Annotated in this window: 1 pseudogene; it reads right to left on the reverse strand. The window is 66.1% G+C overall.

Features of this window, described 5'->3' with window-relative positions:
• Nucleotides 1-876: pseudogene (locus ACLBXO_RS31595) on the reverse strand (IS3 family transposase); the annotation flags it as partial.

Here is an 876-nt window from a genome sequence, read left to right on the forward strand (position 1 = left end):
AGCCAAGCGCGCCATGCGGGCGGATCGTGTTGTAGTGCCGACGCCAGCTTTCGATGATGATCTGTGCCTCCTTGAGCGTGTAGAAGATCTCGCCGTTCAGAAGTTCATCCCGCAATCGCGCGTTGAAGCTTTCGACGTAGCCGTTCTCCCACGGTGAGCCCGGCGCGATGTAAGCGGTCTTCGCGCCAACGGCCGCAATCCACGCCTGCACCGACCCGGCGATGAACTCGGGGCCGTTATCTGAACGAACGTGCTCGGGGACACCGCGCAGCATGAACAGGTCCGAAAGCACGTCGATCACGTCAGCTCCCTTCAGCTTGCGAGCGACGCGGATCGCTAGGCACTCGCGGGTGAACTCGTCGACGACGTTGAGCATCCGGAACTTGCGCCCATCATGGGTGCGCGCCTCGACGAAGTCGTAGGACCAGACGTGGTCGCGCCGCTCCGGTTTGAGCCGGATGCAGGAACCATCCCCGTCCCACAGCCGGCCCTTTTTCGGCTGGCGGCCCGGCACCTTGAGCCCCTCGCGCCGCCAGATCCGCTCGACCCGCTTGTCGTTGACAAACCAGCCGGCCGCCTTCAGCAGCGCACCGATCTTCCGGTAGCCGTAGCGCCCGTACCGGCGAGCCAGCTCCACGAGATCGGCGGTCAGCGCCGCCTCATCATCTCTGCCCCGCGGCACCTTGCGCTGCGTCGAGCGATGCTGCCCGAGCGCGCGACACGCGCGGCGCTCGGAGACGTGCAGGACGTCCATGACATGCGCGATGCAGGCGCGTCGGCGCGCGGGGCTGGTCAGTTTCCCCGGGCAGCCTCCTGCAGGATCAGTTTGTCGAGCGTGAGATCCGCGATCGCCTTCCGGAGCCGCTGGTTCTCGGT

The sequence above is a fragment of the Methylobacterium sp. C33D genome (assembly GCF_053345825.1).